The sequence below is a fragment of the Kitasatospora sp. A2-31 genome, assembly GCF_022288725.1.
Classification (GTDB): Bacteria; Actinomycetota; Actinomycetes; order Streptomycetales; family Streptomycetaceae; genus Kitasatospora.
The window spans coordinates 424,327-448,459 of the sequence record NZ_JAKNTA010000006.1 but is presented as its reverse complement, the minus strand read 5'-3'; the positions used below and the strand labels follow the sequence as shown (position 1 = coordinate 448,459).

Here is a 24,133-nt window from a genome sequence, read left to right as displayed (position 1 = left end):
TGGAGGAGGTCGGCTACCCGGCCGACGACCAGCTCGCCGAGCGCAGCCGGCTCGCCCGCCGGATCCGCACGCTGCCGGGGCAGCCGGCGCCGGTCGCGGGGTAATCCGTTTTGGTCCTGGGCGGACGATGGGGACAATCGTCCGCATGGGACACGTCGAGATTTCGCACCTGGAGTACTACCTGCCGGACGGGCGGGTGCTGTTCGACGACGCGTCCTTCCGGGTCGGGGAGGGCGCCGCGGTCGCCCTGGTGGGCGCCAACGGCGCGGGCAAGACCACGCTGCTGCGCATGATCGCGGGCGACCTGCAGCCGCACGGCGGCTCGGTGACGATCAGCGGCGGGCTCGGCGTGATGCGCCAGTTCGTCGGCACCACCGGCCGAGAGGACCAGAAGGAGACGCCGGGCGCGCTGCCCGCCGACGCCTCCGTCCGCGACCTGCTGGTCTCGGTCGCCCCGGAGCGGATCGCCGTCGCGGCCCGCGCGGTGGACGCCGCCGAGCTGGCGATGATCGCCCAGGACGACGAGAAGACGCAGATGGCGTACGCCCAGGCGCTCTCCGACTGGGCCGACGTCGGCGGCTACGACTACGAGACCGACTGGGACGTCTGCACCATGGCGGCCCTGGGGATGCCCTTCGAGAAGGCGCAGTGGCGCGGGCTGAACACGCTCTCCGGCGGCGAGCAGAAGCGGCTGGTGCTGGAGGCGCTGCTGCGCGGCCCCGAAGAGGTGCTGCTGCTGGACGAGCCGGACAACTACCTGGACGTACCGGGCAAGCGCTGGCTGGAGGAGGCGATCCGGTCCACCTCGAAGACCGTGCTGTACATCTCGCACGACCGCGAGCTGCTCTCCCGGACGGCCGAGAAGATCATCAGTGTCGAGGCCGGTGCGGCCGGCTCCACCGTCTGGGTGCACGGCGGTGGCTTCGACTCCTTCCACGACGCCCGCAAGGACCGCTTCGCGCGCTTCGAGGAGCTCGGCCGGCGCTGGGACGAGGAGCACGCCAAGCTCAAGAAGCTGGTCGTCACGCTGCGCCAGGCCGCCTCGGTCAGCCACGCGCTCGCCACCCGCTACGCGGCCGCCCAGACCAGGCTGAAGAAGTTCGAGGAGGCCGGTCGGCCGGAGGAGCCCCCGCGCGAGCAGACCATCACCATGCGGCTCAAGGGCGGCCGGACCGGCGTGCGGGCCTTCACCCTGGAGCAGCTGGAGCTGACCGGCCTGATGAAGCCCTTCGACCTGGAGGTCTTCTACGGCGAGCGGGTCGCGGTGCTGGGCTCCAACGGCTCCGGCAAGTCGCACTTCCTGCGGCTGCTGGCCGGCGACGAGACGGTCGCGCACACCGGCGGCTGGAAGCTCGGCGCCCGGGTGGTGCCCGGCCACTTCCGGCAGACCCACGCCCACCCGGAGCTGTTCGGCCGGACGGTCCGCTCGATCGTCGAGGAGGAGCACGCGCTCAGCCGCGGCGCCGCGATGGGCGTGCTGCGCCGCTACGAGCTGGACCGCCAGGAGGAGCAGAAGTTCGAGTCGCTGTCCGGCGGGCAGCAGGCCCGGCTGATGATCCTCAAGCTCGAACTCTCCGGTGTGACGGCCCTGTTGCTGGACGAGCCGACCGACAACCTGGACCTGGAGAGCGCCGAGGCGCTGCAGGCCGGTCTGGAGGCCTTCGAGGGCACGGTGCTCTGCGTCACCCACGACCGCTGGTTCGCCAAGACCTTCGACCGCTTCCTGGTCTTCGGCGCGGACGGCCGGGTCTACGAGTCGCCCGAGCCGGTCTGGGACGTCACCCGCGTCGAGCGCGAGCGCTGACGGGGCCCGGCTGCCGCTCCCGGCGCCGCCGCCGGCCCGCCCTGCGGCGGTGGTCGGGCGGGTCGGCGCCGGGGGGATTTTGACCCACCCCGGCGCGCCCGGTAATCTGGGTGCTTGTTGTGCGTATTGGCTCGCTCTATCTCACGTGAGAGGTCGGTACGCCGGAGATACCAGGTCGACGACCCAGCGGCTCCCCTTGAATTGCGTCCAAGGCGGCCAGGCTGATGCCCTCGACCAGGTGCTCCTGTCAGGACTCACTCACTGAAAAGCGAAGGCTACGACCGTGCGTACGTACAGCCCCAAGCCCGGCGACGTCCAGCGTCAGTGGCACGTCATCGACGCGACCGACGTCGTGCTCGGCCGCCTGGCCTCCCAGGCCGCCAACCTCCTCCGGGGCAAGCACAAGGCGATCTACGCGCCGCACGTTGACACTGGTGACTTCGTCATCATCATCAACGCGGACAAGGTGCACCTGTCGGGTAACAAGAAGACCCAGAAGATGGCCTACCGCCACAGCGGCTTCCCGGGCGGTCTCCGCTCGGTCCGCTACGACGACCTCCTGGACAAGAACCCGGAGAAGGCCGTCGAGAAGGCCATCAAGGGCATGATCCCCAAGAACAGCCTGGGCCGCCAGATGCTCTCCAAGCTGAAGGTCTACTCGGGCGACCAGCACCCGCACGCTGCCCAGCAGCCGGTGCCGTTCGAGATCACCCAGGTCGCGCAGTAATTCCGGCCACCAAGCCCCCCATCACTGAAAAGAGCTGAGGAACACCGTGGCCGAGACCACTGAAACCCTTGAGGTCGACTTCGACGAGAACGTCGAGGGCGAGTACACCTCCGAGGAGAGCTACACCTCCGAGTCGCTGGCCGGCCGCTTCGGCGAGACCACCCCGGGCGCCGGCCTCGGCCGCCGCAAGGAGGCGATCGCCCGCGTGCGCATCGTCCCCGGCACCGGGCAGTGGAAGATCAACGGTCGCACCCTGGAGAGCTACTTCCCCAACAAGGTGCACCAGCAGACCGTCAACGAGCCCTTCAAGCTGCTGGAGCTCGACGGTCGCTACGACGTCGTCGCCCGCATCTCGGGTGGCGGCGTGTCCGGCCAGGCCTACGCGCTGCGCCTCGGCGTCGCCCGTGCCCTGAACGAGGCCGACGTGGACAACAACCGCGGCGCCCTCAAGAAGGCCGGCTTCCTGACCCGTGACTCCCGCGCCGTCGAGCGCAAGAAGGCCGGTCTGAAGAAGGCCCGCAAGGCGCCGCAGTACAGCAAGCGCTAATCGCGCCCGTGGGGTGTGTACCGCCCTGGTGGTGCACACCCCCGGTTGCGCTCTCACGCCCCGGAGTACCCCGTGTACTCCGGGGCGTCGTGCTCCCCGGCCATTGTGCGGTGGCCGGGGATTCGATCGGATTTGATGCTGGACGACTGCCAGCAGCGGCGATGGAGGACGGGACAGTGGGACGACTCTTCGGTACGGACGGCGTACGCGGTGTGGCCAACGAGGGACTGACGGCCGAGCTGGCGCTCGGGCTGTCGGTCGCGGCGGCGCACGTCCTCGGCGAGGCGGGGGCCTTCGACGGCCACCGGCCGGTCGCGGTCGTCGGCCGCGACCCCCGGGCCTCGGGCGAGTTCCTGGAGGCCGCGGTCATCGCCGGCCTGGCCAGCGCGGGCGTGGACGTACTGCGGGTCGGCGTGCTGCCCACCCCGGCGGTGGCCTACCTCACCGGCGCCCTCGGCGCCGACTTCGGCGTGATGCTCTCCGCCAGCCACAACGCGATGCCGGACAACGGCATCAAGTTCCTCGCCCGCGGCGGCCACAAGCTGGACGACCGGATCGAGGACGCCATCGAGGCGCACTACCGGACCTACTCCGTCGGCAGCGACGAGTGGAAGCGCCCGACCGGCGCCGCCGTCGGTCGGGTCCGCGAGTACACCGAGGGTTTCGACAAGTACGTCGCCCACCTGATCGGCGTGCTGCCCAACCGCCTGGACGGCATCCGGGTCGTCATCGACGGCGCCCACGGCGCGGCCGCCTACGTCGCCCCCGAAGCCTTCGCCCGGGCCGGCGCCGAGGTCGTCCACACCCTGGGGGCGGAGCCCACCGGCCTCAACATCAACGACGGCGTCGGCTCCACCCACCTCGACCGGCTGCGCACCGCGATGAAGGAGTACCGGGCCGACCTCGGCGTCGCGCTCGACGGCGACGCCGACCGCTGCCTGGCCGCCGACGCGGACGGCAACGAGGTCGACGGCGACCAGATCATCGCGATCCTGGCCGTCGCGATGAAGGAGGCCGGCACCCTGCGGCGCAACACCGCCGTCGCCACCGTGATGTCCAACCTGGGCTTCAAGCTGGCCATGGAGCGCGAGGGCATCGACCTGGTGGAGACCGCGGTCGGCGACCGCTACGTGCTGGAGGCGATGAAGGAGCACGGCTTCGCCCTGGGCGGCGAGCAGTCCGGCCACGTGATCCTGCTGGACCACGCCACCACCGGCGACGGCACCCTCACCGGCCTGATGCTGGGTGCGCGGCTGGCCGCCACCAAGCAGCCGCTGGCCGACCTCGCCGCCGTGATGACCCGCCTGCCGCAGGTGCTGATCAACGTCAAGGGCGTCGACAAGAGCCGGGTGAGGACCAGCACCGAGCTGGCCGCCGCGGTCGCCGCGGCGGAGGCCGAGCTGGGCGCCACCGGCCGGGTGCTGCTGCGCCCCTCCGGCACCGAGCCGCTGGTCCGGGTGATGGTCGAGGCCGCCGACGAGGTGCAGGCCGGGGCCGTCGCCGACCGGCTGGCCGAGGCGGTCCGGACCCACCTGGGCTGACACCGGCTCATCCGGACGGATCGTCAGCAGGCCCCCGCCGTGGGAACGGCGGGGGCCTGCGACGTCAGAGCTTGCGCAGCAGCGCGCGACGGACCTTGTGGTCCTGGCCCTTCTGCAGGATCAGCGTGGCGCGGCCGCGGGTGGGCAGCACGTTCTCCAGCAGGTTGGGCTTGTTGATGGTGCGCCAGACCTGGCGGCCGTACTCCATCGCCTCCTCCTCCGGCACCTCGGTGAAGCGCTGGAAGTAGGAGTTCGGGTCCTGGAAGGCGGTCTGCCGCAGCTTGCGGAACCGGTCCAGGTACCAGCTCTCGATGTCGTCCGTTCGGGCGTCGACGTAGATCGAGAAGTCGAAGTAGTCGGCGACCGCGAGGCGGGTCCGGCCGTCGGTGCCCGGCAGGGCCGGCTGGAGCACGTTCAGCCCCTCGACGATCAGGATGTCCGGGCGCTCCACGGTGAGCTTCTCGTCCGGCACGATGTCGTACACCAGGTGGGAGTAGACCGGGGCGGTGACCTTCTCCTTCCCGGCCTTCACGTCGGCGACGAAGCGCATCAGCGCGCGCCGGTCGTACGACTCCGGGAAGCCCTTGCGGGCCATCAGGCCGCGCCGGCGCAGCTCGGCGTTGGGCAGCAGGAACCCGTCGGTGGTGACCAGTTCGACCCGGGGGTGCTCGGGCCAGCGGGCGAGCAGCGCCTGCAGCAGGCGGGCGGTGGTGGACTTGCCGACCGCGACCGAGCCGGCCACGCCGATGATGAACGGCGTGCGGGTGCGCTCGGTGTCCGGGGTGTCCAGGAAGGTGCCCAGCGCGCCGCGCAGCTCGTGCGTGGCGTGGATGTAGAGGTTCAGCAGCCGGGACAGCGGCAGGTAGACGTCCCGGACCTCGTCCAGGTCGAGGGCGGTGCCCAGGCCGCGCAGCCGCTCCACCTCCTCCGCGGTGAGCGGCAGCGGCGTACGCTCGCGCAGCGCGCTCCACTCGGCCCGGCTGAGGTCCACGTAGGGGGACGGTGACGGGCCGGGCGTGGCGGCGCCCCGCGTACAGAGTTCGGTCAGCACATGCTCCATTGTGGGCCGTAGCGGCGTTCACGGTGGCTGTGGTGTCGGTCACGCGCTGTGGGCGAACGGTGAGAAACGGGCATCCTGAGCGCCCTTATGCTGGCACGCATGTGCGGAATTGTTGGATACGTGGGCGCGCAGCCCGCCCTTGATGTAGTTATCGCCGGCCTGCAGCGCCTCGAGTACCGGGGTTACGACTCGGCCGGTGTCGCGGTGCAGGTGCAGGGCTCCGACGGGCAGTGGAGCCTGGCCACCGACAAGCGGGCCGGAAAGCTCGCCAACCTGCAGAAGTCGCTCGCCGAGACCCCTCTCCCCGGCGGCACCACCGGTATCGGCCACACCCGCTGGGCCACCCACGGCGGTCCGACCGACGCGAACGCCCACCCCCACCTGGACGACGCCGCCCGGGTCGCGGTGGTCCACAACGGCATCATCGAGAACTTCGCCCAGCTGCGGGCGGAGCTGGCCGAGCGCGGCCACACGCTGCGCTCCGAGACCGACACCGAGGTCGTCGCGCACCTGCTGGGCGAGGTGTACGAGGGCGACCTGGCCGAGGCCATGCGGACGGTCTGCCGCCGCCTGGACGGCGCCTTCACCCTGGTCGCGGTGCACGCCGACGCCCCGGACGTGGTGGTCGGCGCCCGCCGCAACTCGCCGCTGGTCGTCGGGCGCGGCGAGGGCGAGAACTTCCTCGCCTCGGACGTGGCCGCGTTCATCGCCCACACCCGTGAGGCGATCGAGCTGGGCCAGGACCAGGTCGTCGAGCTGCGCCGGGACGGCGTCACGGTGACCAACTTCGACGGCACCCCGGCCGACGTGCGCGAGTACCACGTCGACTGGGACGCCTCGGCCGCCGAGAAGGGCGGCTACGACTACTTCATGCTCAAGGAGATCGCCGAGCAGCCGAAGGCCGTCGCCGACACCCTCCTCGGCCGGATCGGCACCGACGGCCGGCTGACCCTGGACGAGCTGCGGATCTCCGACGCCGACCTGCGCTCGGTCGACAAGGTCGTCATCGTCGCCTGCGGCACCGCCTTCCACGCGGGCATGATCGCCAAGTACGCGATCGAGCACTGGACCCGCATCCCCTGCGAGGTCGAGGTGGCCTCGGAGTTCCGCTACCGCGACCCGATCATGGGCCCGGGCACGCTGGTCATCGCGATCTCGCAGTCCGGCGAGACCATGGACACCCTGATGGCGCTGCGCCACGCGCGCGAGCAGGGCGCCAAGGTGCTGGCGATCTGCAACACCAACGGCTCCACCATCCCGCGCGAGTCGGACGCCGTGCTGTACACGCACGCCGGCCCGGAGGTCGCCGTCGCCTCGACCAAGGCGTTCCTGACCCAGCTGGTCGCCTGCTACCTGGTCGCGCTGTACCTGGGCCAGGTGCGCGGCACCAAGTGGGGCGACGAGATCTTCACCATCATCCGCGAGCTCGGCGACGCGCCGAAGCAGGTCGAGCAGGTGCTGGAGACCATGGAGCCGGTGCGCGAGCTGGCCCGCTCCCTGGCGGACGCCCGTTCGGTGCTGTTCCTGGGCCGCCACGTCGGCTTCCCGGTGGCGCTGGAGGGTGCGCTCAAGCTGAAGGAGCTGGCGTACATGCACGCCGAGGGCTTCGCGGCGGGCGAGCTGAAGCACGGGCCGATCGCGCTGATCGAGGAGGGGCTGCCGGTCGTCGTGGTCGTGCCCTCGCCGCGCGGGCGCTCGATCCTGCACGACAAGATCGTCTCCAACATCCAGGAGATCCGGGCGCGTGGCGCCCGCACGATCGTCATCGCGGAGGAGGGCGACGAGGCGGTCGTCCCGTACGCGGACCACCTGATCCGCATCCCGGCGACGCCGACCCTGCTGCAGCCGCTGGTCTCCACCGTGCCGCTGCAGGTCTTCGCCTGCGAGCTGGCCACGGCCAAGGGCCACGAGGTCGACCAGCCGCGCAACCTGGCGAAGTCGGTCACCGTCGAGTAGCCGTCCCCGCTCGTTCCCCGGTGCCCCCGCGGTGGCTGCGTCCTACCGCGGGGGCACCGTGCTGTCCAGGGGCGGGGCAGGGCGGAGCGGGGCGGGCGGCACGGCTGCGGGCGGACGGGCGGGCCCGGGCACGTCGGGTCGTGCCGCGTGTCGCGCGGCCGTGCTGCGGGCGTAGCGTCGGCGGTAGTCGTCGCCGAGGGGATAGGGCTTCCGCATGCGCAGCGCTCACCGTGTCGAACAGGTCCGGGCCGCCGAGGCCGAACTGATGGCCCGGCTGCCGGAGGGGGTGTTGATGCAGCGCGCGGCCGCCGGCCTCGCCGCGACCTGCGCCCGGCTGCTGACCCGCCGTCGCGGCCGGGTGTACGGCAGCCGGGTGGTGGTGCTCGCCGGCAGCGGGGACAACGGGGGCGACGCGCTGTACGCCGGCGCGGCGCTGGCCCGGCGGGGGGCCCGGGTGGCGGCGGTGCTGCTCGCACCGGAGCGGGCCCACGCCGGGGGCCTCGCGGCCCTGCGGGCGGCCCACGGGCGCGTGGTCCTGGAACAGGAAGCCGGCCTGGCCGACTTCTCGCGCGCGGACCTGGTGCTGGACGGCATCGTCGGCATCGGCGGCCGGGGCGGCCTGCGCGCCGAGGCCGCCCCGTACGCGCGGGCGGCGCGCCGGGGGACGGTGGTGGCCGTCGACGTGCCGAGCGGCGTGGACGCGGACACCGGCGAGGTGGCCGGCGTGGCCCTGCGGGCGGACGTCACCGTCTGCTTCGGGACGTACAAGCCGGGGCTGCTGATCGACCCGGGTGCGGCGTACGCGGGGGTGGTGCAGCTGGTGGGGATCGGGCTCGACCTGCCGCCGGCAGACGTGTCGGCGTTGCAGCACCCCTCGGTGGCGGAGCTGCTGCCGGAGCCCGGGGTGGAGAGCGACAAGTACCGGCGCGGCGTGGTCGGGGTGGCGGCCGGTTCGGCGACCTACCCGGGGGCGGCGCTGCTCGCGGTCGCGGGGGCGCTGCACGGCGGCGCGGGCGCGGTCCGGTACGTCGGGACCGCGGCCGAGGAGGTGGTGCGGCGCTTCCCGGAGACGCTGGTCACCGAGGGCGGGCCGGCCGGCGCCGGACGGGTCCAGGCCTGGGTGGTCGGCCCGGGCGGCGGCGAGGGGGCCCGGCAGGCGCTCGCCGAGGCGCTGGCGAGCGACGTGCCGGTGCTGGTGGACGCGGACGGCCTCACCGAGCTCGGACGGCTCGGCCCGGACGCGCTCGCCGGGCGTACGGCGCCCACCCTGCTCACCCCGCACACCGGCGAGGCGGCCCGGCTGCTGGCCGGGGCGGACGGCGGGGCCCCGCCGCCCCCCGGCGAGCTGGCCGCCGCCCGGCTGACCACCGCGCGGCGGCTCGCGGCCGCGTACCGGGCGACGGTGCTGCTGAAGGGGTCCACGACGGTGGTCGCCGACCCGGGCGGCGCGGCCCGGGTCAACGCGTCCGGCACCTCGTGGCTGGCCACGGCCGGGAGCGGGGACGTGCTCGCCGGCCTGGCCGGCTCCCTGCTCGCGGCCGGCCTCCCGGTCCTGGACGCCGCGTCGGTGGCCGCGTACCTCCACGGCCTCGCGGGCCGGCACGCCGCCGGCTCCCCGGGTGCCCCGATCACCGCCCTGCAGGTGGCCGCCGCCCTGCCGGTCGTCTGGCGCCGGGTGCGCGCCTCGGCGACCGCGGAGTCCGCGGAGTCGTCGGACGCGTAGACCCGACCGGTCCGGCGGCTCGCCGCGGGTTCGGTGTGGGCGTCGTGGCCGCCACGCAGGAAGTCGGGAGGGCCGACCTCCTGCGTGGCGGAAGCGGTGGAACCGGTTCTGTTTCGTGGGCGTCCGGTAGGTCGGGGAGGGGTGTGGGGGACGCCGCGCCGAAGGGCCGTTCGGCGAGGACTCTGGCACGTCTGGGAGACTGACCCTGATGACAACTGCGAAGACGACCGGCACGGCCACCCTCACCGACGGCGAACGGGCCGAGGCGACCATCGATCTGGCTGCCCTGCGCGGCAACCTCGACGCACTGCGCGAGCGCGTCGGCAGCGCCACGGTGATGGCCACAGTCAAGGCCGACGCCTATGGCCACGGCGCGGTTCGGTGTGCCCGCGAGGCGGTCGCCGCAGGCATCGGCTGGCTCGGTACGGCGCTCCCGCAGGAGGCGCTCGCCCTGCGCGCCGCCGGCATCCGCCCCGACCAGGCCCGCATCCTCTGCTGGCTCTGGACGCCCGGCGGCCCCTGGCGCGAGGCGCTGCTCGCCGACATCGACATCTCGGTCAGCGGCCGGTGGGCGCTGGACGAGCTGCTGGCCGCCGTCCGTGCGACCGGTGTCCCGGCCCGGGTGCACCTGAAGGCCGACACCGGCCTCGGCCGCAACGGCTGCCAGCCGCACGACTGGCCGGAGCTGCTCTCCGCCGCCCGCCGGGCCGAGACCGAGGGCCTGCTCACGGTGGTCGGCATCTGGTCGCACTTCGCCGCCGCCGACGAGCCCGGCCACCCGTCCATCCAGGCCCAGCTGGACGCCTACCGCGACGCGCTCGCCCACGCCGAGGCCGCCGGGCTGCGCCCCGAGGTCCGGCACCTGGCCAACTCGCCGGCCACCCTGCTGCTCCCGCACTCGCACTACGACCTGGTCCGCACCGGCCTGGCGATGTACGGGCTCTCGCCCGTCCCGGAGGTCGGCTCGCCGGCCGACTTCGGCCTGCGCCCGGTGATGGCGCTGACCGCCCGCCTGGCCCTGGTGAAGAGCGTCCCCGGCGGCCACGGCGTGAGCTACGGCCACCACTACACGACGCCGGGCCCGACCACCCTCGGCCTCGTCCCGGTCGGCTACGGCGACGGCATCCCGCGGCACGCCAGCAACACCGGCCCGGTGCAGATCGGCGGCAAGTGGCGCACGGTGGCCGGCCGGGTGGCGATGGACCAGTTCGTCGTCGACCTCGGCGGGGACACCCCGGCGATCGGCGAGGAGGTGCTGCTCTTCGGCAACGGCGCGCAGGGCGAGCCGACCGCCGAGGACTGGGGCCGTGCCTGCGGAACCATCGCGTACGAGATCGTGACCCGGATCGGCGCCCGGGTGCCGCGGCGTTACGTCGGCGGAATCGCCGAGGAGCCCACCGCGGCCAGTGCGGCCGAGTTCCTGGTGGAGGGTGCCGCCGTCCAGGGCCTGCTCGCATGAGCGAGGAGCCCGGCTCCGGCTCCGGCCCGGCGGGTCCGCTCGGTCCCGTGGCGTCGGTGGCCAAGGCGGTGGGCGGGGCGTCGGGGGTGAGCCGGGCGGGCCTGATCGGCATCTCGGTCGGCGTGGTCGCGGCCGGGGCGGCCGCAGGCGTGGCGATCGAGCGCCTGACGGTCCACCGGGCGACCAGGCGCCGGGCCCGTGCCGAGCTGGACGCCAACGCCCCGTACGGCTCGCTGCGCGGCCGCCCGCAGACGGTGACCGCCGCCGACGGCACCGAGCTCTACGTCGAGCTGGACGGCACCGGCCCGGACGAGCCCGTCGACGGCGACCGGCCGCCGCTCACCGTCGTCTTCTGCCACGGCTACTGCCTCAACCAGGACAGCTGGCACTTCCAGCGGGCCGCCCTGCGCGAGGGCATGCGGCTGGTCTTCTGGGACCAGCGCAGCCACGGCCGCTCCGAGCGCTCCCGCTCGTACCTGGCCGGCGAGCCCGCGAGCATCGACCAGCTGGGCGGGGACCTCAAGGCCGTGATCGACGCGGTCGCGCCGACCGGGCCGCTCGTCCTGGTCGGCCACTCGATGGGCGGCATGACGGTGATGGCCCTCGCGGACCAGCACCCGGAGCTGTTCCGGGAGCGGGTCGCCGCAGTCGCGCTGATCGGCACCATGGCCGGGAACTGGGAGGCCGTCACCCTCGGCCTGCCGTCGGCGGGCGCCAAGCTGTTCAAGAAGATCGCGCCCGGTGTGGTGAAGCTGCTCGGCCGCCAGGTGGAGCTCGTGGAGGCGACGCGGCGGCTGGGGGCGGAGGTGAGCGCCGTCTTCTACCGGAAGTTCTCCTTCGGCGGGAAGGACGTCGACCCGGGCGTGGTCCGGTTCGCCGAGCAGCTGCTCGACGCCACCCCGATCGACGTGGTGGCCGAGTTCTACCCGGTCTTCGGGGCGCACGAGAAGACCGAGGCGCTGGCCGCCCTGCACGGCATCCCCACCCTGGTGCTGACCGGCACCAAGGACCTGCTGACCCCGCCCGGCCACAGCGAGGCGATGGCCCGGCAGCTGCCCGGCGCCGAGCTGCTGCTGATCGAGGAGGCCGGGCACCTGGTGATGCTGGAGCGGCCCGACCTCGTCGACCGGCGCCTGGCCGCGCTGCTCGGGCGGGCGGTCGATTACCGCCGGACGGCCCCGCTGCCGCTCTCGGTGTCCCGGCTGGCCTGAGCGGCGCGCCGGTCCGAACGCGACCGGCTCGAACGCGCCCGGCTCGAACGTCGCCGGCGCCCGGCGAGCTGTGGATCCGCCCCGAACGCCAGGTGGCCCGGGCCCTCCTGACGAGGGCCCGGGCCACCGGTCCGTGGGCGGCCGCGGCAGGCGGCCGTGCCGGGCGCCGGCGAGGCGTCAGGCGTTCGCGTTGCCCTTGCGGCGGCGCAGCACGAACAGCGTGCCGGCGCCGGCGGTCAGGACGGCTCCACCGGCCAGGGCGATCGCGGTGGTGTCGTCACCCCCACCGGTGGTCGCCAGGTTGGCGCCGCCGGACGGGCGCTTGGCGGCCTTCGTCCTGGCCTTGGCCACCGTGTCGGCGGACGGCTTCGGCGCCTTGGCCGCGAGCGGGGTGACGTGCGCGGCCGGGACGACCCTGCTGCCGGAGGCGGTCACGGCCGGCGTGGCGGCGGCGGTCGCCGCGGGGGTGGTCGGCGCGGGCTTGGCGGAGCCGCCGGCGCTCGCAGTGGCGCTCGCGGTGGCCGGGGCGCTCGGCGTGGCGGTGTGCGAGCCGGTCGCCGACGCGCTCGGGCTGGCCGAGGCCGTCGCCGTCGCCGTCGCCGTGGCGGTGGCGGTCGCCGTCGCGGTGGCGGTGGCCGAGGCGGAGGCCGACGGGGACGCCGTGGCCGTCGCGGTGGGCTTGGCCGTCGCGGACGGCGAGGCCGTCCCGCCGCCCGGCGAGGTGATGGTGAACCAGACCGGCTCGCTCACGGAGGCGACCGGCAGCGGCTCGGCCGACTCCAGGTCGAAGGAGGTGGTGACGAACTGCAGGGCCGCGGTGTCCGCGACGGCCTCGCCGGTCAGGGAGAGCCGGACCTGGATGCTCAGGGTCTCGCCCTCGGGCAGGAACAGGTAGGCGTCGTCGGCCTCGACACCGTCCTTCATCGGGCCGAGCAGGGCGACCGGGTAGGCCTCGTCCTCCGGCGTGACGTAGGAGGCGTCGTGCCAGACCTTCGTGTCCACGTCCTGGTACTGGAGCTTCTGGCGCTTGGCGTACAGCGGGGAGTGGTCCGCGCCGGTGCCGATGAAGGGCAGGAACACGATGTCCCGGTGGACGGTGTTCTCGATCTCGACCGTGAAGGTCGCCGCGGCACCGCCGGCGGTGATCTGGGCGGGGAGGTTCTTGACCGTCAGGCGCGGGTGGACGTCGTACTCGGCCGCGGAGGCGGCGGCGGCCGTGCTCTGCGGGGCGGCGAGGGCGGCGGGGGCGGCGGCGATGACGGAGGCGGACGCCAGGGCGGCGACCGCGGAAATCGCGAGACCGCGACGGAGCTTCATGGGGAGCGTGACCTCATGGGGTCGGCCGGGCCGTCGGGGGGCCCGGGCGCAGGGGTTCGGACCGGTACGAAGCAAGGCCTCACGCCGGTCCGGAACGGGGAACAGAAGCAGGACGCTATAGGCACCCTGGGAGTCGTCTGGGAGCGGGGTGGGATGTCGATCTTGAGTGGGGGTGTCAAACCAGGGCACTCCGGGACGGAGCGGGTCCGGAGCACGGCCGCGCGGGGATGTGGCACCGTAGCGGGGGCGCCCGGTGGTCGGTGCGCCGCCGTCCGGACCGAAGGGCTTGATTCGCGCATGGGCTCGCACGCCACTCTCACCGTCGCCACTCCCGAGCGGATGGGCCGGCTCGGCCGGGAGCTCGCCGCGCTGCTGAGGCCGGGGGACCTCGTGCTGCTCTCCGGTGAGCTGGGCGCGGGGAAGACGACGCTGACCCGCGGGCTGGGGGAGGGGCTGCAGGTGCGCGGCGCCGTCACCTCGCCGACCTTCGTGATCGCCCGGGTCCACCCGTCGCTGGTGGGTGGCCCGGCGCTGGTCCACGTGGACGCGTACCGGCTCGGCGGCGACCTGGACGAGATGGAGGACCTCGACCTGGACGTCTCGCTGCCGGAGTCCGTGGTGGTGGTCGAGTGGGGTGAGGGCAAGGTCGAGCGGCTGTCCGAGGACCGGCTGGAGGTCCGGATCGAGCGGGCGCTCGGCGACACGGCGAACGGGGACGACCACGACCCGCGCCGGGTGGTGCTGACCGGGCTCGGGTCGCGCTGGGACGGGGTCGAGCTGGACGCGCTGGCCTGAGCGGGCTCCCGCCGCGGGTGGGGCCGGTCGGCCCGCCCCTCCCGTTCGGACGGACCCCGGCCGGCCGCGGCGGGCTCTTGCCGACAAGCTGTCGGCAAAGTGTTGCGGGCGGGGGACCGGGCGTGATGGGATGGGTGCTGCGGTTAGGTCTGCCTAACTAGGGAGGCGCCATGTCGAGCACCACCCCCGCCCCGGAGCGCGCGCCGCGCGGCGCCGGGGCCGGAGAGCCCGCCCGCAGCGTTCCGGGCGGGTCGATGCGAGCCCTGCTGGCCGCGTGCGCGGCCGCGGAGGCGGTCTCCACCCCGCCGGAGCGCGGTGAGGGCGCGGAGCGCTCCGAGGCCGGCGCCGAGGCACCGGCGGCCGAGACCAGGCGCGCCGCCTGAACCCGGGCGCCTGAACCCGGGCGCTCGGAACGGGCCGCCTGAACCCGGGTCACGTGAACCCGGGTCACGTGAACCCGGGTCACGTGGATCCGGCGCTCGACGCTCGTCCCGGAGGGTGACGCTCGGCCCTCGTCCGCGTGCCGGTACGCGCCCGCGCGGCCCCTGCCGGGCCTCAGGCGATCACGACCACCTTGGTGCCGTTCGGCGCGAAGTCCCAGATCAGCTGGCCGTCCGCCCGGCTGCTGCGGATGCCGCCGGTCTTGGCCTTCGGATCGGCGGTCGGCGTGGCTCCGTCCACGGCCGCGCTGAAGCCGAACACCACCCCGTTCTGCTGGGCGAACCGCACCACGTGCTCGATCTGACGGCCGTCGGTGCCCGTGGTGGTGGGCGTGCGGCTGTAGACCGGGTAGCTGCCCGGATTCGGCTCCACCGAGCCCGGGGTGACCGGGAAGGCGGCCACCACCTGCGGGTTCTTCTTCGGGTCGACCAGCCAGACGTGGTGGCTGCCGACCGAGTAGACGACCCGCAGCCCGGTGCCCGAGGTGGCGGGCAGCGCCGGGACGGTCGGGGTGGCCGAGGCGGTCGGGGTGGCCGTGGCCGCCGGTCCGCTCGTCGAGGCGGTGACGCTCGCCGTCGGGCGGGTGGCGCCCGCGCGCTCCTGGGCACCGTTGGCCTGGAAGGCCAGCAGGCTCACCACCGCCAGGGCCCCCAGGGTCAGCCCCGTGACCACCACTCCAGGACCCATCTTCGCCACGTGTGCTCCCACCGCCGTCCCAAAACCCGTCGGCCTTATCGTGCCAGGTCCGCGTGCTCGGACCCGCACCACGTAGGACGTGTGTTCCGAAGCCGTACGCCAGGCCGATCCGCGGGCCGGCGGTGACCTGCGGCGGTCCTGCGAAGGAGCGCCGACCGGGGAGCGCCGACCGTGCGGCCGAGGACCGCCAACCGCCCGCCGCGCCGACCGGTCTAACCTTGACCCGTGCTGCTGCTCGCGTTCGACACCGCTACCCCCGCCGTCACCGCGGCCGTCCACGACGGGACGACCGTGCTCGCCGAGACCGACCAGGTCGACGCCAGACGCCACGGCGAACTGCTCCTGCCCGCCATCGACCGGGTGCTGCAGTCGGCCGGTGTCGACAAGCACCGGCTGACCGGCATCGCCGTCGGCGTCGGCCCGGGCCCCTACACCGGCCTCCGGGTCGGCCTGGTCACCGCCGCCGCGCTCGGCCACGCGCTCGGCCTGCCCGTGCACGGCGTCTGCACCCTGGACGCGATCGCGCACCAGGCCCGCACCGAAGGACTCACCGGCCCGTTCACGGTGGCCACCGACGCGCGCCGCAAGGAGGTCTACTGGGCCTCGTACGACGCCGACGGCCGCCGTACCGAGGGCCCGGGTGTGGACCGCCCGGCCGAGCTGTCGCCGCAGCCGCGCGCGGTCGGCGCGGGCGCGCTGCTCTACCCGGACACGTTCCCCGGTGCGCACGGACCCGAGCACGTGTCGGCCGGCGCGCTGGCCGCCTTCGCCGCCGCCGAGCTGGCCGCCGGGCGCGAGCTGCTGCCCAACGCGCCGCTGTACCTGCGCCGCCCGGACGCCCAGGTGCCCGCCGGCTACAAGGCGGTGCTCCCGGCGTGAGCGCCCCAGGCGTGAGCGCGCCCGGCGCCGGCGCCCCCGGGACCGCCGAGCCCGCCGCCCGCACCTCGACCGCTGCCGCCGGGGTGGCCCCTGCCGACTCCCGTACGGCCGGCGCTCCCGGCGCCGGGGCCGTGACCCTGCGGCCGATGCGCTGGTGGGACATCGCCCCGGTGATGGAGCTGGAGCTGGAGCTCTTCCCGGAGGACGCCTGGTCCGCCGGGATGTTCTGGTCCGAGCTGGCCGACACCCACCCCGGCGGCACCCGGCACTTCACCGTCGCCACCGCCCCGGACGGCGCGATCGTCGGCTACGCCGGCCTGATGGCCGTGGCCGGCGAGGGCGACGTGCAGACCATCGCCGTCGACGTGCGCCACCAGGGCTCCGGCCTCGGCGCGGCGCTGCTCGCCGACCTGATCCGGGAGGCCGCCCGGCGCGGCTGCGCCGAGCTGCTGCTGGAGGTGCGGGTCGACAACCCGCGCGCCCAGCGGCTCTACGAGCGGTTCGGCTTCGAACCGGTCGGCATCCGGCGCGGCTACTACCAGCCGGCCGACGTCGACGCGCTGGTGATGCGCCTCGACCACCCAAGCATCGAACCGAAGGACCTGAAGGAAACCCGCCATGGCTGACGAACCGCTCGTCCTCGGCATCGAGACCTCCTGCGACGAGACCGGCGTCGGGATCGTGCGCGGCACCACGCTGCTCGCCGACGCGGTGGCCTCCAGCGTCAACGACCACGCCCGGTTCGGCGGTGTGGTGCCCGAGATCGCCAGCCGCGCGCACCTGGAGGCGATGGTCCCGACCATCCAGCGCGCCCTGGACACCGCCGGGGTCAAGGCGAGCGACCTGGACGGCATCGCCGTCACCGCCGGCCCGGGCCTGGCAGGTGCGCTTCTGGTCGGCGTCAGCGCCGCCAAGGCCTACGCCTGGGCGCTGGACAAGCCGCTGTACGGGGTCAACCACCTCGCCTCGCACATCTGCGTGGACCAGCTGGAGCACGGCCGGCTGCCGTCGCCGACGATGGCCCTGCTGGTCTCCGGCGGGCACTCCTCGCTGCTGCTCAGCGAGGACATCACCAGCGACGTCCGCCCGCTCGGCGCGACCATCGACGACGCGGCCGGCGAGGCCTTCGACAAGGTGGCCCGGGTGCTCGGCCTGGGCTTCCCGGGCGGTCCGGTGGTCGACCGCACCGCCCGAGAGGGCGACCGGAAGGCGATCGCCTTCCCGCGCGGCCTGACCGGCCCGAAGGACCCGGAGTACGACTTCTCCTTCTCCGGCCTGAAGACCGCCGTCGCCCGCTGGGTCGAGGCCAAGCGCCGGTCCGGCGAGGACGTGCCGATCGCCGACGTGGCGGCCTCCTTCCAGGAGGCGGTCACCGACGTGCTCACCCGCAAGGCGGTCAAGGCCTGCAAGGACAACGGCGTGGACCACCTGATGATCGGCGGCGGGGTGGCGGCCAACTCGCGGCTGCGCGAGATGGCCCAGCAGCGCTGCGACCGGGCCGGCATCCGGCTGCGGGTGCCGCGTCCCGGCCTGTGCACCGACAACGGCGCCATGGTCGCCGCGCTGGGCGCCGAGATGGTCTGGCGCGACCGCGCGCCCTCCTCCTTCGACCTGTCGGCGGACTCCTCGCTGCCCGTCACCGACGTGCACGTGCCGGCCGCATCGGTCGGGCACGGCGACGTCCACGGCCAGGCGTACGACGCGCTGGGCGGCGGCGGCCGGTGACCACCACCGCCGCCATGTGGGAGGCCCGGGCCGCCGACGGGCGCGGGGCCGAGCTGGCCGCCTGGGTGCGCGGGACGGCGCTGCCCGCGCTGCGCGGCTCGGCCGGACTCGTCCGCACCGAGCTGCTCGGCGCCCCGGGGGACCGCGTGCTGCTGATCACCTGGTGGGCGGGGGAGCGGCCGGTGCCGGTCGCCGATCCGCCCGCCGAGCTGCTCGGCCGCCCGGTGCACCGCTGGTCCTTCACCAGCGAGCACGTGGAGTAGGGCCCGGTCCACCCGACGGGCCCGACCCGCTCCCCGGGGCGGAGTAGCCGCTCGCAGGCCTGTCCGGGAACCGAACGACCGACCGCTACCGTGCATAGCTGAGAGATCGCTGAACGGGACCGGGGAGCGCGGCGCGGTGAAGAGGTACGGGCGGGGCAGGGCGGGGACGTACGCGGCGGGGGCACTGGTACTCCTGGCCGCCGCCACCGGCTGCGGCAGCGGTGGCGCGACCGGATCCGGCACGGCCGGCGGCGCGGCGTCGGCGGCCGCGCCGTCCGCCGGAACCACCGCGGGACGGCCGACGCCGGCTCCGGCCGGCACCACGCCGGGGGCCGCGCCCGCGGCCGGGGACGCGGCCGCCTGGGCGAAGTGGAACCTCAAGCCGCTGCCGCCGGCCCCGGCGGCGCCCGCCGACAAGCCGGTCAAGCTCCAGAAGACCGGCCCCGTCCCGGTCTTCAGCGACGTGAAGACCACCGACAAGGTCGTCTTCATCACCATCGACGACGGCGCCGAGAAGGACCCGAAGTTCGTCGAGATGCTGACCGACCTCAAGGTGCCGGTCTCGATGTTTCTGACCCGGGACATCGTCAAGGACGACTACGGCTACTTCAAACCGCTCCAGGCGCTCGGCAACCACATCCACAACCACACCGTGGACCACGCGATCATGAGCAAGGTCGCGCCGGAGAAGCAGAAGTCGGAGATCTGCGACGCGCAGTCCGCGCTCACACAGCAGTACGGCACCGCGCCGCTGCTGTTCCGCCCGCCGTACGGGGACGGCGCCAACACCCCGGCGCTGAACACCGCGGTGCAGCAGTGCGGGCCGCGGGCCGTCGTGCTCTGGCGCGAGTCGATGCAGATCCACGACATGCAGTACCAGGCGGCCGACAAGAAGCTGCGGCCCGGGGACATCGTGCTCGCCCACTTCCGCGGCCCGAAGGACCTCAAGGGCGAGACCATGACGCAGATGTTCGGGGAGATGCTCGCCCGGATCCAGGAGCAGGGCTTCGCGGTGGCCCGCCTGGAGGACTACATCCAGCCGCCGGCCTCCTAGGAGGCGGCCGGGTCGGGAGCCGGGGCGTCGGCCGGGGCCGGGGCGTCGGCCCTGACGGGCCGGCCGAGCATCATCAGCGGGCCGTGGTCGGTGCGGCTGAGGATCACCGTGACGGTGTTCGGGCCGCTCGGCTTCAGCTGGCGGCGCAGCTCCTCGGGGGTGATCGCCATTCCGCGCTTCTTGATCACCACGGTGCCGACGGCCCGCTCGCGCAGCAGCGCCTTCAGCTTCTTGATGTGGAACGGCAGCACGTCGGTGAGCTCGAAGGCGTGCGCGTACGGGGTGGCGACCAGCTCGTCCGAGGTGACGTAGGCGATCTTCGGGTCGATCAGCCGGCCGCCGACCTGCTCCGCCACCTCGGCCACCAGGTGGGCGCGGATCACCGCGCCGTCCGGCTCGTAGAGGTAGCGGCCGACCGGTCCGGCCGGCGGGTCGGGCAGGTCGCCGCCGGTGAGCGAGGCGCCCTGCGGCAGCAGCGTGGCGCGGTGCGGCCGCTCGGCGCGGGTGCCGAACCAGAGCACCGCCTCCTTGACGTCGCCGTGGTCGGAGACCCACTCGGCCTCGGCGTCCGCCGGGACGGCCTCGTGCGGGATGCCCGGCGCCACCTTGAGCGCCCCGACCGGGGTGCGCCGGCCGGCCTCGATCGCCCAGGACAGCGGCGGCGCGTACGCCTCGGGGTCGAAGACCCGGCCGCGCGAGGTGCGGCGGGCGGGGTCGGTGAAGACCGCGTCGTAGCCGGCCACGTCGACCTCGGCGACGTCCGCGCAGCGCACCTCGACCAGCTTGGCCAGGCCCAGCGCGGCGGCGTTGGCGGCCGTGGCGGCGCAGGCCGCCGGGTCCCGGTCGACCGCGAGCACCTCGATGCCGACCCGGGCCAGGGCGAGCGCGTCCCCGCCGATCCCGCAGCAGAGGTCGGCCAGCCGTTCGACGCCCAGCTCGGCGAAGCGCCGGGCCCGCCACTCGGCGACGCTGCGGCGGGTGGACTGCTCGACACCGTTGGGCGTGAAGTACATCAGGTCGGCGTCGGCGCCGAACTTGGCCCGGGCCCGCTGGCGCAGCCGGGCCTGCCCGAACGCCGCCGACACCAGCTCCGCCGGGTGCTCGCGGCGCAGCCTGGTGGCCAGTGCGAGCTCGTCCTCGGGGGCGAACTCGCGCAACTCGGCGAGCAGGGCCTGGCCCTCGGGCGTGAGCAGGGGCTGCAGGTTCTCGGTCTCCACGGGGCCATTCTCGCCGGTCTCGGCGCCCGGGGTGTCCCGTGGCGGCCCGGGCCCGGGAGGGCCGCGGGCGGCCCGGGTGGCACGTGCGTGCGGTCGCTCGTCAAGCTCCGCGGAATCGGCGGGCGCGTCGTTGGCACTCTGGTTGACTGAGTGCTAACAGCGGCCTATGGTCGTCCTTGGCACTCTCCCCATGGGGAGTGCTAACGCGATGACGCGCGTCTGACCCCCGCGACGGCAGACCCGCAGGTTCGCCACCTACCCGTTAGAAAACCCCGTAATCTCCGAAGGGGAGCTCGGACGTGACCACCAGCAGCAAGGTTGCCATCAAGCCGCTCGAGGACCGCATCGTGGTCCAGCCGCTCGACGCCGAGACCACCACGGCCTCCGGCCTGGTTATCCCGGACACCGCCAAGGAGAAGCCCCAGGAGGGCGTCGTCCTGGCCGTCGGCCCGGGCCGCTTCGAGGACGGCCAGCGTCTGCCGCTCGACGTCGCCGTCGGTGACATCGTCCTGTACTCGAAGTACGGCGGCACCGAGGTGAAGTACCAGGGCGAGGAGTACCTGGTCCTCTCGGCTCGCGACGTTCTCGCCATCATCGAGAAGTAAGACGTTCCAGCCCGCCCCGGATCCGTGTCCCAAGTGACAGGGGCCCGGGGCGTGGTTGTTGGTTCACGTAGTCCGGCGGCCGCCGTGGCGGCCGTCGCCCCGAGGGAATAGGGAACATGGCGAAGATCCTGCAGTTCGACGAGGACGCCCGCCGCTCGCTGGAGCGCGGTGTCAACAAGCTGGCCGACACCGTCAAGGTGACCATCGGCCCCAAGGGCCGCAACGTCGTCATCGACAAGAAGTTCGGCGCCCCGACCATCACCAACGACGGTGTCACCATCGCCCGTGAGGTCGAGCTGGACGACCCGTACGAGAACCTTGGCGCGCAGCTCGTCAAGGAGGTCGCCACCAAGACCAACGACGTCGCGGGTGACGGCACCACCACCGCCACCGTGCTGGCCCAGGCCCTGGTCAACGAGGGTCTGCGCAACGTCGCCGCCGGTGCCGGCCCGGCCGCCCTGAAGAAGGGCATCGACAAGGCCGTCGCCGCCGTCTCCGAGCACCTGCTCTCCGTCGCCCGCGAGATCGAGGGCAAGGACGACGTCGCCGCGGTCGCCTCCCTCTCCGCGCAGGACACCCAGGTCGGCGAGCTGATCGCCGAGGCGATCGACAAGGTCGGCAAGGACGGTGTCATCACCGTCGAGGAGTCGAACACCTTCGGCGTGGAGCTGGACTTCACCGAGGGTATGCAGTTCGACAAGGGCTACCTGTCGCCGTACTTCGTCACCGACGCGGAGCGGCAGGAGGCGGTCCTGGAGGACCCGTACATCCTGATCAACCAGGGCAAGATCTCCTCCATCCAGGAGCTGCTGCCGCTGCTGGAGAAGATCCTCCAGGGCGGTGCCTCGAAGCCGCTGCTGATCATCGCCGAGGACGTCGACGGCGAGGCGCTGTCCACCCTCGTGGTGAACAAGATCCGCGGCACCTTCAACGCCGTCGCCGTCAAGGCCCCGGGCTTCGGCGACCGCCGCAAGGCGATCCTCGGCGACCTGGCCACCCTGACCGGTGCCACCGTCATCTCCGAGGAGGTCGGCCTCAAGCTCGACCAGGCCGGTCTGGACGTGCTGGGCACCGCCCGCCGCGTGACCATCACCAAGGACGACACCACGATCGTCGACGGTGCCGGTGACGCCGAGGCCGTGGCCGGCCGCGTCGCCCAGATCAAGGGCGAGATCGCGGGCACCGACTCGGACTGGGACCGCGAGAAGCTGCAGGAGCGCCTGGCCAAGCTGGCCGGCGGCGTCTGCGTCATCAAGGTCGGCGCCGCCACCGAGGTGGAGCTGAAGGAGCGCAAGCACCGCCTGGAGGACGCCATCTCGGCGACCCGTGCCGCGGTCGAGGAGGGCATCGTCGCCGGTGGTGGCGCCTCCCTCGTCCACGCCGCGAAGGTGCTGGACGGCGGCCTGGGCCTGTCGGGCGACGAGGCGACCGGTGTCGCGGTCGTCCGCAAGGCGCTGCACGAGCCGCTGCGCTGGATCGCCCAGAACGCCGGCCTGGAGGGCTACGTCATCACCTCCAAGGTCTCCGAGCTGGAGCAGGGCCAGGGCTACAACGCGGCCACCGGCGAGTACGGCGACCTGGTCAAGGCCGGCGTCATCGACCCGGTGAAGGTGACCCGTTCGGCGCTGGAGAACGCCGCCTCGATCGCCTCCCTGCTCCTCACCACCGAGACCCTCGTGGTGGAGAAGAAGGAGGAGGAGGCCGACAACGGTCACGGCCACTCGCACGGCGGGCACGGCCACTCCCACTGACGCCTGAACGGTGACCGGTGACCGGAGGCCCGGTCCGCGCCCCCTCGGGGGGGTTCGGGCCGGGCCTCCGGCGTCGGACCGCCCGCGCGCGTGCCGGCCGGGCCGGCGCGTGTTTCAGCGTTCAATTATCAGTGGAATTTTGCAGATGGCAAAGCCTGCCTTATAACTGAGGCATGATCGAGGCCCGCCACCTGCGCGTCCTGCGTGCCGTCGCCCGCACCGGCTCCTTCTCCGCCGCCGCCCGCGAGCTGGGGTGCACCCAGCCTGCCATCAGCCAGCAGATGAAGGCCCTGGAGAAGTCCGTCGACACCCCGCTGGTGGTCCGTTCGGGCCGCGGGATGCAGCTCAGCGAGGCCGGGCGGGTCCTGCTCAAGCACGCCACCGGGATCCTGGCCGGGCTCTCCGCGGCCGAGGAGGAGGTGGCGGCGATCGCCGGCCTGCGGGCCGGGCGGGTGCGTCTGGTGTCCTTCCCGACCGCGAGTTCCACCCTCGTGCCGCCGGCTGTCGCCCGGCTGCGGGACAGCCATCCGGGGGTCCGCGTGTCGCTGGTCGAGGCCGAGCCGCCGGAGTCGCTGGCGATGCTGCGCGGTGGCGAGTGCGAGGTGGCGCTGGCCTTCCGCTACCCGCAGTCGCCCGACGGCGCCCCGTCGCCCGCCCCGGCCCCGACGCACGGGACCCCGCGCGAGGCGCGGGCCGAGGCCAACCTGGAGGCTCAGCAGCTCAGCGCCGGCGCCGACTGGTCCGACCTGGTGGTCACCCCGCTGCTGGACGACCCGCTGGTGGGTCTGCTGCCCGCCGCGCACCCGCTGGCGGGGCGCGGCGGCGGGAACGCGCCGGTGAAGCTGTCGGAGCTGGCCGGGGAGCAGTGGATCGCCGGCTGCCCGCAGTGCCGGGGGCACCTGGTGGAGCTCTGTGCGGGGGCGGGCTTCGAGCCCCGGATCGACTTCGCGACCGACGACTACCCGGCGGTGGTCGGCCTGGTGGCGGCCGGGCTCGGGGTGGCGGTGCTGCCCGGCCTCGCCCTGGAGTCGGTGCGCCCTGACGGCGTGTCGGCGGTGCCGGTGCGGACCGCCTCGGGGGCGCCGGCGGTGCGGCAGGTGGTCGCCCTGACCCTGCCGGACCTCGCCGAGGTGCCGGCGGTGGCCCTGATGCTGGAGCGGTTGGCGGGCGCGGCCGCCGGGCGCTGACCGGGCTTCACGGTCCGGACGGTCGAACGGCCCGGCCGGATGTCACGGCCCGGGCGGACGTCGCGGCCCGGGCGGACGTCGCGGCCCGGGCGGACGTCGCGGCCCGGGCGGCTCCCGCCCCGCTCCGGGCGCAGGCGGCAGGGCGCGCCGAGAAGAAACGTTTCTCCCCGGTGCG

At 73.8% G+C, this 24,133-nt stretch carries 22 protein-coding genes; 18 read left to right on the top strand and 4 right to left on the bottom strand.

Annotated features, from left to right (window positions below):
* The first annotated feature begins 145 nt into the window (after positions 1 to 145).
* From MCM47_RS19905 to glmM, 4 genes are all read left to right on the top strand, one after another.
* On the top strand, positions 146 to 1,804 hold the full coding sequence (locus MCM47_RS19905) for an ABC-F family ATP-binding cassette domain-containing protein (protein WP_238862979.1): 1,659 nt from the start codon (positions 146 to 148) through the stop codon (positions 1,802 to 1,804).
* 283 nt (positions 1,805 to 2,087) lie between these two features.
* Complete coding sequence (gene rplM / locus MCM47_RS19900) at positions 2,088 to 2,531, top strand: 50S ribosomal protein L13 (RefSeq protein ID WP_030263432.1); 444 nt, start codon at positions 2,088 to 2,090, stop codon at positions 2,529 to 2,531.
* A 46-nt stretch (positions 2,532 to 2,577) separates the two neighbouring features.
* The gene (rpsI, locus tag MCM47_RS19895; RefSeq protein ID WP_238862978.1) at positions 2,578 to 3,078 is read left to right on the top strand and encodes a 30S ribosomal protein S9; all 501 of its coding nucleotides are present in this window, start codon (positions 2,578 to 2,580) and stop codon (positions 3,076 to 3,078) included.
* Positions 3,079 to 3,254: 176 nt separating this feature from the next.
* A complete protein-coding gene (glmM, locus tag MCM47_RS19890; RefSeq protein WP_238862977.1) occupies positions 3,255 to 4,619 on the top strand; it encodes a phosphoglucosamine mutase in 1,365 nt (454 codons plus the stop codon).
* A gap of 64 nt (positions 4,620 to 4,683) precedes the next feature.
* Here glmM and coaA read toward each other — a convergent pair whose 3' ends face one another.
* A complete protein-coding gene (gene coaA, locus MCM47_RS19885; protein WP_238862976.1) occupies positions 4,684 to 5,679 on the bottom strand; it encodes a type I pantothenate kinase in 996 nt (331 codons plus the stop codon).
* A gap of 99 nt (positions 5,680 to 5,778) precedes the next feature.
* On the opposite strand from coaA, the gene glmS reads away from it, so the two are divergent.
* The 4 genes from glmS (at position 5,779) to MCM47_RS19865 (ending at position 12,028) form a co-directional block, all read left to right on the top strand.
* Complete coding sequence (gene glmS / locus MCM47_RS19880; protein WP_238862975.1) at positions 5,779 to 7,635, top strand: glutamine--fructose-6-phosphate transaminase (isomerizing); 1,857 nt, start codon at positions 5,779 to 5,781, stop codon at positions 7,633 to 7,635.
* 214 nt (positions 7,636 to 7,849) lie between these two features.
* Entirely contained in the window at positions 7,850 to 9,358 is a 1,509-nt protein-coding gene (locus MCM47_RS19875; protein ID WP_238862974.1) for an NAD(P)H-hydrate dehydratase, read from the top strand.
* Positions 9,359 to 9,566: 208 nt separating this feature from the next.
* Complete coding sequence (gene alr / locus MCM47_RS19870) at positions 9,567 to 10,817, top strand: alanine racemase (RefSeq protein ID WP_238862973.1); 1,251 nt, start codon at positions 9,567 to 9,569, stop codon at positions 10,815 to 10,817.
* Entirely contained in the window at positions 10,814 to 12,028 is a 1,215-nt protein-coding gene (locus MCM47_RS19865; RefSeq protein ID WP_238862972.1) for an alpha/beta fold hydrolase, read from the top strand. The genes alr and MCM47_RS19865 overlap by 4 nt, the downstream gene beginning before the upstream one ends.
* Positions 12,029 to 12,205: 177 nt before the next feature.
* Here MCM47_RS19865 and MCM47_RS19860 read toward each other — a convergent pair whose 3' ends face one another.
* Positions 12,206 to 13,345 (bottom strand): LPXTG cell wall anchor domain-containing protein, encoded by a 1,140-nt coding sequence (locus tag MCM47_RS19860; RefSeq protein WP_238862971.1) that lies wholly within the window; start codon positions 13,343 to 13,345, stop codon positions 12,206 to 12,208.
* A gap of 297 nt (positions 13,346 to 13,642) precedes the next feature.
* Between MCM47_RS19860 and tsaE the strand changes: the two genes are divergently transcribed.
* Positions 13,643 to 14,140: a tRNA (adenosine(37)-N6)-threonylcarbamoyltransferase complex ATPase subunit type 1 TsaE gene (tsaE, locus tag MCM47_RS19855; protein WP_238862970.1), complete on the top strand. Its 498-nt coding sequence runs from the start codon at positions 13,643 to 13,645 to the stop codon at positions 14,138 to 14,140.
* Between the two features lie 170 nt (positions 14,141 to 14,310).
* Positions 14,311 to 14,523: a hypothetical protein gene (locus MCM47_RS19850; RefSeq protein WP_238862969.1), complete on the top strand. Its 213-nt coding sequence runs from the start codon at positions 14,311 to 14,313 to the stop codon at positions 14,521 to 14,523.
* A gap of 172 nt (positions 14,524 to 14,695) precedes the next feature.
* On the opposite strand, the gene MCM47_RS19845 is transcribed toward MCM47_RS19850, so the two are convergent.
* Positions 14,696 to 15,268, bottom strand: a complete 573-nt coding sequence (locus MCM47_RS19845) for a hypothetical protein (RefSeq protein WP_238863050.1) — start codon at positions 15,266 to 15,268, stop codon at positions 14,696 to 14,698.
* A 234-nt stretch (positions 15,269 to 15,502) separates the two neighbouring features.
* Between MCM47_RS19845 and tsaB the strand changes: the two genes are divergently transcribed.
* The 5 genes from tsaB (at position 15,503) to MCM47_RS19820 (ending at position 19,198) form a co-directional block, all read left to right on the top strand.
* Entirely contained in the window at positions 15,503 to 16,156 is a 654-nt protein-coding gene (gene tsaB, locus MCM47_RS19840; protein ID WP_238862968.1) for a tRNA (adenosine(37)-N6)-threonylcarbamoyltransferase complex dimerization subunit type 1 TsaB, read from the top strand.
* Between the two features lie 146 nt (positions 16,157 to 16,302).
* Positions 16,303 to 16,782, top strand: a complete 480-nt coding sequence (gene rimI, locus MCM47_RS19835; RefSeq protein ID WP_238863049.1) for a ribosomal protein S18-alanine N-acetyltransferase — start codon at positions 16,303 to 16,305, stop codon at positions 16,780 to 16,782.
* Positions 16,775 to 17,881 carry a tRNA (adenosine(37)-N6)-threonylcarbamoyltransferase complex transferase subunit TsaD gene (gene tsaD, locus MCM47_RS19830; RefSeq protein ID WP_238862967.1) on the top strand — a complete coding sequence of 369 codons (1,107 nt, stop codon included), beginning with the start codon at positions 16,775 to 16,777 and terminating at the stop codon, positions 17,879 to 17,881. The genes rimI and tsaD overlap by 8 nt, the downstream gene beginning before the upstream one ends.
* Positions 17,878 to 18,144, top strand: coding sequence for a hypothetical protein (locus MCM47_RS19825; protein WP_238862966.1), 267 nt, complete (start codon positions 17,878 to 17,880; stop codon positions 18,142 to 18,144). The genes tsaD and MCM47_RS19825 overlap by 4 nt, the downstream gene beginning before the upstream one ends.
* Positions 18,145 to 18,280: 136 nt before the next feature.
* Positions 18,281 to 19,198 (top strand): polysaccharide deacetylase family protein, encoded by a 918-nt coding sequence (locus tag MCM47_RS19820; RefSeq protein ID WP_238862965.1) that lies wholly within the window; start codon positions 18,281 to 18,283, stop codon positions 19,196 to 19,198.
* Here the strand turns inward: MCM47_RS19820 and MCM47_RS19815 are convergent.
* Positions 19,195 to 20,415 carry a class I SAM-dependent methyltransferase gene (locus tag MCM47_RS19815; protein WP_238862964.1) on the bottom strand — a complete coding sequence of 407 codons (1,221 nt, stop codon included), beginning with the start codon at positions 20,413 to 20,415 and terminating at the stop codon, positions 19,195 to 19,197. The genes MCM47_RS19820 and MCM47_RS19815 overlap by 4 nt on opposite strands.
* 299 nt (positions 20,416 to 20,714) lie before the next feature.
* Between MCM47_RS19815 and groES the strand changes: the two genes are divergently transcribed.
* From groES to MCM47_RS19800, 3 genes are all read left to right on the top strand, one after another.
* Positions 20,715 to 21,020, top strand: a complete 306-nt coding sequence (groES, locus tag MCM47_RS19810) for a co-chaperone GroES (RefSeq protein ID WP_014136232.1) — start codon at positions 20,715 to 20,717, stop codon at positions 21,018 to 21,020.
* Positions 21,021 to 21,136: 116 nt separating this feature from the next.
* Entirely contained in the window at positions 21,137 to 22,771 is a 1,635-nt protein-coding gene (gene groL / locus MCM47_RS19805; RefSeq protein ID WP_238862963.1) for a chaperonin GroEL, read from the top strand.
* A 173-nt stretch (positions 22,772 to 22,944) separates the two neighbouring features.
* A complete protein-coding gene (locus tag MCM47_RS19800) occupies positions 22,945 to 23,958 on the top strand; it encodes a LysR family transcriptional regulator (protein WP_238862962.1) in 1,014 nt (337 codons plus the stop codon).
* Positions 23,959 to 24,133 lie beyond the last annotated feature (175 nt).